The organism is Mycobacterium sp. (genome assembly GCF_035603715.1).
Taxonomy (GTDB): Bacteria; Actinomycetota; Actinomycetes; order Mycobacteriales; family Mycobacteriaceae; genus Mycobacterium.
This window is the reverse complement of the sequence record NZ_DATNJW010000599.1, coordinates 1-7,623: the sequence shown is the minus strand read 5'-3', so window position 1 is coordinate 7,623 and position 7,623 is coordinate 1. Positions and strand designations below refer to the sequence as shown.

At 66.7% G+C, this 7,623-nt stretch carries 8 protein-coding genes; 4 read left to right on the top strand and 4 right to left on the bottom strand.

The genetic code is table 11. From position 1 onward, the window contains the following. The first annotated feature begins 5 nt into the window (after window positions 1-5). On the top strand, window positions 6-914 hold the full coding sequence (locus VN856_RS24640) for an alpha/beta hydrolase (RefSeq protein ID WP_325694219.1): 909 nt from the start codon (window positions 6-8) through the stop codon (window positions 912-914). On the opposite strand, the gene VN856_RS24635 is transcribed toward VN856_RS24640, so the two are convergent. Then, complete coding sequence (locus tag VN856_RS24635) at window positions 909-2,255, bottom strand: flavin monoamine oxidase family protein (protein WP_325694216.1); 1,347 nt, start codon at window positions 2,253-2,255, stop codon at window positions 909-911. The two genes, VN856_RS24640 and VN856_RS24635, sit on opposite strands and share 6 nt — an antisense overlap. A gap of 80 nt (window positions 2,256-2,335) precedes the next feature. Here VN856_RS24635 and VN856_RS24630 point away from each other — a divergent pair, with 80 nt between their 5' ends. After that, window positions 2,336-3,334, top strand: a complete 999-nt coding sequence (locus VN856_RS24630; protein WP_325694213.1) for a TIGR03617 family F420-dependent LLM class oxidoreductase — start codon at window positions 2,336-2,338, stop codon at window positions 3,332-3,334. Between the two features lie 6 nt (window positions 3,335-3,340). Here VN856_RS24630 and VN856_RS24625 read toward each other — a convergent pair whose 3' ends face one another. Both VN856_RS24625 and VN856_RS24620 read right to left on the bottom strand, forming a co-directional pair. Next, window positions 3,341-4,456 (bottom strand): hypothetical protein, encoded by a 1,116-nt coding sequence (locus VN856_RS24625; protein ID WP_325694211.1) that lies wholly within the window; start codon window positions 4,454-4,456, stop codon window positions 3,341-3,343. Further along, window positions 4,456-5,607: a phosphotransferase family protein gene (locus VN856_RS24620; protein ID WP_325694208.1), complete on the bottom strand. Its 1,152-nt coding sequence runs from the start codon at window positions 5,605-5,607 to the stop codon at window positions 4,456-4,458. Before VN856_RS24620 ends, VN856_RS24625 begins: the two co-directional genes overlap by 1 nt. Window positions 5,608-5,651: 44 nt before the next feature. Here VN856_RS24620 and VN856_RS24615 point away from each other — a divergent pair, with 44 nt between their 5' ends. Both VN856_RS24615 and VN856_RS24610 read left to right on the top strand, forming a co-directional pair. After that, window positions 5,652-6,272 carry a TetR/AcrR family transcriptional regulator gene (locus VN856_RS24615; RefSeq protein WP_325694205.1) on the top strand — a complete coding sequence of 207 codons (621 nt, stop codon included), beginning with the start codon at window positions 5,652-5,654 and terminating at the stop codon, window positions 6,270-6,272. After that, window positions 6,269-7,138 (top strand): SDR family NAD(P)-dependent oxidoreductase, encoded by an 870-nt coding sequence (locus tag VN856_RS24610; RefSeq protein WP_325694203.1) that lies wholly within the window; start codon window positions 6,269-6,271, stop codon window positions 7,136-7,138. The genes VN856_RS24615 and VN856_RS24610 overlap by 4 nt, the downstream gene beginning before the upstream one ends. Window positions 7,139-7,143: 5 nt before the next feature. Here VN856_RS24610 and VN856_RS24605 read toward each other — a convergent pair. After that, window positions 7,144-7,623 (bottom strand): class I SAM-dependent methyltransferase (locus VN856_RS24605; protein WP_325694200.1); only part of this gene is annotated, 480 nt, incomplete at its 5' end.

Here is a 7,623-nt window from a genome sequence, read left to right as displayed (position 1 = left end):
CGGCTTTGCCGCCGAGCCGCACCGTCGAGGTGCGATCTGCCGACGGGACGCGCCTGCACACCGAGGTGTTCGGGCCTGAGGATGGCTATCCGATCGTGCTCGCCCACGGCATCACCTGCGCAATCCGGGTCTGGGCCTACCAGATCGCCGAGTTGGCCGGCGATTTCCGGGTGATCGCGTTCGACCACCGCGGTCATGGACGTAGCGGCATCCCGCGCCGCGGCGGGTACAGCCTCAGCCATCTCGCCGCCGATGTCGATGCGGTGCTCGACGCCACGTTGAGGCCGGGTGAACGTGCCGTCGTCGCGGGGCACTCGATGGGCGGCATGGCGATCGCAGCCTGGTCGGATCGCTACCGGCACAAGGTCGAAGCGCGCGCCGACGCCGTCGCGCTGATCAACACCACCACCGGTGACCTGTTGCGTGAGGTGCGACTGTTGCCGGTGCCGGCACCGTTTGCCGCGGTGCGGGTGTTGGGTGGGCGTGCCCTGGTCAACATTTTCGGCTCGTACCCGGTCCCGCCCGCCGTGCGACGAGCCAGCCGGGAAATGATCTCGATGCTCGCGGTGGGCGCCGACGCGGATCGTGCCGTCGGATCACTGATCTACGACCTGTTCAACTCCACCCCGCCGGCGGGCCGCGGAGGCTGCGGCAAGGCCCTGATCGAGGCGATGGGACGCCGGCATATCGACCTGGCCGGCCTGACGGTGCCCACGTTGGTGATCGGCAGCCAACGCGACCGGTTGACGCCGCTGGTGCAGTCGAGGCGAATCGCCGCTGCCGCACCGAATCTCGTCGGCCTCGTCGAGTTGCCCGGCGGGCACTGCTCGATGCTGGAACGGCCCGCTGAGGTCAACCGGGAACTGCGGACGCTTGCCGAATCGATCGTCGGCAGCAGGCGCATCAGCTCATAAGCGCGAGGCGACTTCGGCGGCGGCCCGCTGACCGGAGCGCACCGCCCCGTCCAGGAACCCGGTCCACTCGTCGGCGGTCTCGGTGCCGGCCCAGTGGATGGGCCCGACCGGGCGCCGCAGCAACGGCCCGTAGCGCGTCCACGAGCCTGGCGGCACCGCGGCCGTCGGGCCACCGGGCGCGAATTCCTCAGCACCCCAACGATGATCGACGTAGTCGATCGGCTTCAATGCCTGGTCGCCGAACAGTGCGGCGAAGCAGTCAAGCGCACGTTGCCGACGCTGATCGGCGGGTAGCCCGTCGAACGCGCGGGCGTCGACAAACCCGAGCAGGATCCCGGGCCCGTCGGGCTGCGGACTGACGTCGAAGGTGATGAACACCGGACCCTCGTCGGACAACGCTTCACCGGAAAATCCAGCGCTGCGCCAGAACGGCGCCGGATAAGCGGCATAGGCCTTGCTGAGCCGGCCCTGCGGCCACTGCGCGGGCAGTTGCCGATGTTCGGCGGGCAGCGCGGGAGTGAACTCGATGATGTTCCAATGCTCCGGTGGAATCGCGACAACGACGTATTTGGCGTCCGCCGTGCCCTTTTCGCTGGTGACCGTTACGCCGTCGTCGTGGTAATCGATGCGCCGGACCGCGGCTTCCAATACGACGCGGTCGCCGAGTTCGCCCGCCGCCGCGCCGGCGATCTGTTGCGTGCCGGCCGCGAAACGGTCTTGCTGGGCACCGTTTTCGACGTCGAGCATTCGGTCCAGACCACCGGCCGCGCGGGCGTAACGAGCGGCGTGCAGCATCGACACGTCATCGAGTTCGCATCCCCAGGTGACCCGCGTCATGATGGCCAGCAGATCCCGGCTAGTGGCGCCGGCGCGCACCGATCGCAACCACTGACCTAATGACTGGCTGTCCAGCCGGGCGGCGCGCCGGGCTGTCCACGGCTCCGTCAGCGGAACCGTCCGGGTGATGCGTTCGAATTGCCAACGCACACGGCCGAGATCGATCAGGCCGCCGAGCGACAGGCGGGGGATCGTGCCGCTGTAGGAGCGGACCGCGCCGCGCCACCGGATCAGGTTGGCGCCGTCGTGGTAGGTCGGGACGGTCGGGATACCGAGCTCGTCGGCGAGAGCCAGTACGGCGTCCTGCGTCGGGCCCACGAATGTGCCACCCATGTCGACCGGGATGCCCGCGACATGGCCGGTGTACGAACGCCCACCGACCCGGTCACGGCCCTCGAGCACCAGTACATCGTGGCCGAGCCGGCTGAGTTCGCGGGCCGCGGCGAGGCCGGCGAAACCGGCACCCACCACGACGACGTCTGCGGTCCAAGTCGCGTTAGGCATGCCCTTTAGTCAACCCCATCGATGCTGCGTAATGTCAGGGACCAATCGACACCACCCAAATCATCATCAGGCGGTCCTCGTTGAAAGTCTTCACCGCTCTCTATGGCCTGGCCGACGCGGCTGATCGCGCGCGGGAGCTTCGCGATGCCGGTGCCAGCGGCGTCGCCACCTTCGAGGGGCCGCACGATGTGTTCGCGCCGCTGACGCTGGCGGCGACGGTCCCAGACCTGAACCTGATGACCAATGTCGCGATTGCGTTCCCACGCAACCCGATTCATCTGGCGCACCAGGCCAACGACCATCAGCTGCTGAGCTCGGGACGATTCATCCTCGGCCTCGGAACTCAGGTCCGGGCTCAAATCGAAAAGCGGTTCGGCGCCGAGTTCGACAAACCGGTGGCCCGGATGACCGAGCTCATTGCGGCGCTGCGGGCGATCTTCGCGGCCTGGAATTCCGGTGAGCGGTTGGATTTTCGCGGCGACTACTACCGGCACACGCTGATGACGCCGACGTTCAACCCCGGCCCGAATCCGTATGGCCCGCCACCGATCTACATCGGCGCGCTCGGGCCGCGGCTGACCCGTGCCGTCGCAGAGCATGCCGACGGTCTGCTGGTGATGCCGTTCGGCTCGAAACGGTTCCTGCACGAGCACACCATGCCCATGGTGCGCGAGGGACTGGAAGCTTCAGGCCGCCAGACCACCGACTTGGCCGTGCTGCCCGAAATCATCGTCTCCGCAGGCGAAACCGATGCTGAACGCGAACAGGCCCACGTGCGTACACGCGCGCTGCTGGCATTCTACGGCTCGACGCCGGCGTACCGCCCGGTGCTGGCGGCGCATGGCTGGCAGGATCTGCAGCCCGAATTGAACACGTTGTCCAAGCAGGGCCGCTGGGAAGAGATGGGTGGGCTGATCGACGACGAGATGCTGAACACCATCGCCGCGTGCGGCACACCGGCTGACGTCGCACGGCACATCCGGGACCGCGTCGACGGGATAGCCGACACCGTCTGCCTCTATCAGGCGGCGCCGTTGAGCCTGTCAACCCTGTCTGCGATCGTCGACGAATTGCGCTGAGAGCCCTTACGGCGCAACCGTTAACCAGTCCTTGAAGCCGGACGGGTCGTGGCGGCCCAGCGCGCCGTGCTCGTAGAGGCCCCAACCCTCGACCGGATCTCCGTTGCCGTCGCGGCACACCGCGCGCCCGACATGGTCGATGACCCCGAAACCGGACCGCCCGATGATCGCCGGGTCGGTCATGTCATAGGTCAGCCGTTCGACGAACTTCTCGCCCTTCCACATGCCGTGCAGCCAATCCGAGTCGCCGCCGTAGCCGCCGCCGACATGGATGGGCACCGGCAACTTGGACTCGACATCGAGGTGCACCGGGGTGCCGTCGGGGGCGGTGGCGTCGATGGTCGCGCCGGTCGGAATGCGGGTTCCGGACCGGTAGTGAATCTTCACCCGCGGCCAGCCGAGCTGCTCGACGCGGCCGTCGCGCCAGATCCGGGTGCAATCGTTGAGCGAGCGAAATCCGTTGGGCTCCTCCTGGATGATCAACACGACCCCGAAGTCCTCGAACGCCATCGGCACGTACAGCCACCACATGCCCTCGAACGGCGGGTCCGCGGGCCGGCCGGCGGGCTCGGCTTCGCCGATTGGCCGAATGCCCCAGGACCGGTCGCGGCTGCCGATCCAGGTGGCCGGGTCGACGGCAATTTCCTTGCCGTCCACGACGATCCGACCGCTCCAGCTGCCGAGCTGGGCGAAACGCTGTGCGTCCAGTGTCACCCGGTTACCCGAGCGCATCAGGTGTGGTTGCTCTTGGACGACGTCGAACAGGCCTTCCCAGGTGAGATCGGCTGCGATGCCTTCGGTTTCGTCGAGGACGATCCGCAGCTTGTGCAGCGGGTCGATGACGTCGACGCGGTAGCCGTTGACGTTCTGGTTGAGTCGATCCTGGTCGATGGCATCGGACAAATGCACCGCCGTCTGGGTGTCGCCGCGGCGGATGAGCAGGAACGCGTCTTTGACCCCGAGGTTGGGGTAGTAACCGATGCCGCTGATCACGAAGATGTCGCCGGTGCGGTCGTGGGCGTTGAAGTAGGAGCGATCGTAGAAGTTGCGGTCCGAGGAACCCGGCCATGCAATGGGCTGGGGGACTTGGTGTACCGGGAACTCGTCGAGCGGTCCTAGCATTACTGATCCTCTCCGGTAAGGCCCTCACCAATTAACCTGCGCATCAATCCTGAGTGATAGAACAGCGATTCGACGTTGTCAGGCTTCTCGGTCTCGCCGAAGTGCACCCGCCGCGCTCCGGTGCGCATGAACACGCAGGCCCACATGACCCCGGAGTAGACGTAGAACCAGTTCAGGTCGCCGATTTCGACGCCGGTGAGCTGCCGGTAGGTTGCCCGGACGTCATCCTCACGCATCACCCCGGGCAGGCCGGGCAGTGTCGCCAGGCCGGCGAGTTCCTGAAAGACCATGTGTGCGTAGATCATCCACGCGACATCGAGTTCAGGCGGACCCAGCGTCACCATTTCCCAGTCCAGCACCGCCACCGGATGGAAGTCGCGGTACAACACGTTGCCCACCCGGGCGTCGCCCCAGAGCAGCACCGGCTCGGTGGCGGCCGCTTCCTGCGGCCAGTTGTCCTCCAGCCATTGGAACGAGCGCTCCAACAGCGGTGATGGACCGATGTCGGGCACCGCAAAGTCGTACCAGGACCGCACCCAGTTGAAGTGCCTCCGCAGCGCGGAGTCGCCGTCTTGCCCTTCAGCCAGAAAGCCAAACGTCTTCTCCGCGTTTGGTATTGAATGCAGCTGGGCGAGCACCCCGACCGTTGCGTCCTGAAGCTCGCGCTGGCGCTCGACGGGTGCGTCGGCGAACCAGTTGCCACCGAAGGTGTAGGGCATGACGTCGGGCGGTACCTCGCCGTCGACGTAATCCATCAAAAAGAACGGCGTGCCCAAGACCTCGCCGGTGGATTCCAGCCAGCGCACCCGCGGGACGGGGACGTCGGTGATCTCGCCGACTTTGCGGATCACGTCGAATTGGTGGTCGAGTCGATACGTCGGGAACACCTGGACGTCCTCGGCGGTGGGCGCCACCCGCGCCACCAGCTTCTGCGTAACCGGCTTGCCGTCCTCCTCCCAACGCGCGGTCAGGATGATGGTCTCCGACGACATGCCGGTCGAGTCGATGCCGCTCTCCACGGTGATCCCGGGTGCAACGCCGCCCGGGAGCACCGTCGACAACCACCGCGACAGCACCGCCGGCAGCGTGGTGACGTCGCGACTGGAGCGCTGCAGTCGGTCGACTTGGTCGAGCACAGGTTCGTTTGGCACAGGTGCCTCCTTCGCGAGGCAATTACGATACGGTGGGTAGCGTTATGAAAGCAGACCCATCCTCGGTTGACAAGGTTTCGGGTGCCGGACGGCCCCGGGACCCGCGCATCGACGCTGCCATATTGACCGCCACCGCGGATCTGCTTGTCCAAATCGGCTATTCGAACCTCACCCTGGCCGCAGTCGCCGAACGCGCCGGAACGACGAAGACGGCGTTGTATCGGCGATGGTCCAGCAAGGCCGAGCTGGTGCACGAAGCGGCGTTCCCGGTGGCGCCGACCGCGCTGGAGGGCCCGACTAGCGGCATGGCCGCCGACGTGCGGGCGATGATTGCGGCGGCGCGCGACGTGTTCACCACCCCGGTGGTGCGGGCCGCGCTGCCCGGTCTGGTCGCCGACATGAGCGCCGACGCCGAGCTCAATGCCCGGGTGATGTCTCGCTTTGCGGGTTTGTTCACCGCGGTGCAGGCGCGGCTCAGCGAAGCGGTGGACCGCGGTGAGGTGCATCCGGACGTCGATCCGGACCGGTTGATCGAGTTGATCGGCGGGGCGACGTTGCTGCGGATGCTGCTGAGTCCGGACGAACCGCTGGACGACACTTGGGTGGACCAGACCACCGCCATCCTCGTGCACGGCGTTACTCGCGAGGTAGGGTCTGGCCGGTGACCGGACGACTGGATGGCCGCACGGCGATCGTCACCGGCGCCAGCCGCGGCCTGGGCCGGGCAACCGCGCTGGCGCTGGCCGGCGAAGGGGCGGCGGTTGCCGTAGTCGGCCGCACCGAAAGTGTTTGGAACGAAAAGCTTCCCGGCACTATCGGTGAGACCGTCGCCGATATCGAGGCGGCTGGCGGACGGGCGTTGGCGATTCGGGCCGACCTGCTCGACCGGGACGATATTGCGCGGCTGGTCGACGAGGCTCGAGATGCGCTGGGCCCCATCACGATCCTGATCAACAACGCGGCGTTCACCGCGCCCGGTCGCCCGCCGAAGCCCGGGGACGATGCGCGCCCGAAGTCGGCGAAGGCACAACCGGCTGGCATCAAACCGGACTGGCCGCCCCTGCTCGGAACGCCGCTGGGTGCCTATCGGCGCCACTTTGAGATCTCGGTGTTCGCCGCCTATGAGCTGATCCAGCTGGTCTGCCCGGACATGATCGCCGCCGGCATCGGCTCGATTATCAACATCAGCTCGGTGGCGTCTCGGCTACCGGGTGATGGGCCCTACGCCGACCGTAGCGGCGGCGTACTGCCCGGCTACGGCGGATCCAAAGCCGCTCTGGAGCATTTGACGTGGTGTGCGGCCTACGATCTGGCCGGCCACCACGTCGCGGTCAACGCTCTTTCACCGTCGAAAGCGATTATGACGCCGGGTCTTTCGTATTACGCCCGTGAGTTCGACGATGTCTCCACACCAGAAGAGTTCGCGCGGGCTGCGTTGGAGCTGACGCTGGTGGATCCGACCGTCGTGACTGGTCGAACGATCGGTCACCTGCACGTGCTCGACGGCAGCTTTCGCGCGTTCCCGGGTTAGGCGGGCTAGGCCGGCTTAGTCGCGGTGACGGCGTTGATGATCACCGCATGCAGTCGGTGCCAGTGTGGGGAGGTGAACCCGGCCCGTAGCAGCAACCGAGTGGCGCGGCGCCGGGTGCGGGCTTTTCCGCGGCGGCTGGTGAGCATTGTCGGCAGCAGCATCCAGGAGAACTGGTCGACGAGCACCAGCCGACCACCGGGACACAGCACCCGCGCGCATTCGCGCAGTCCCGCTTGCTGATCAGACCAGTGATCGAATGAGGTAGTGCTGACGACCAGGTTGAACGTCTCGTCGGGATACCGGATCTGTTCGGCGACACCGGCAACGAACGTCAGCCGGTCGTCTTGGGCAATGGCATTGGCCGTCTCCACCATCGCGGGTGCGGCATCGATGCCGACAAGCTGTTCGGCGTCGGGATAGCGGCTTGCCAGTTCGCGCAGTAGATAACCCGTGCCGCAGCCCAAATCGAGCACGCGGTCGGGTGC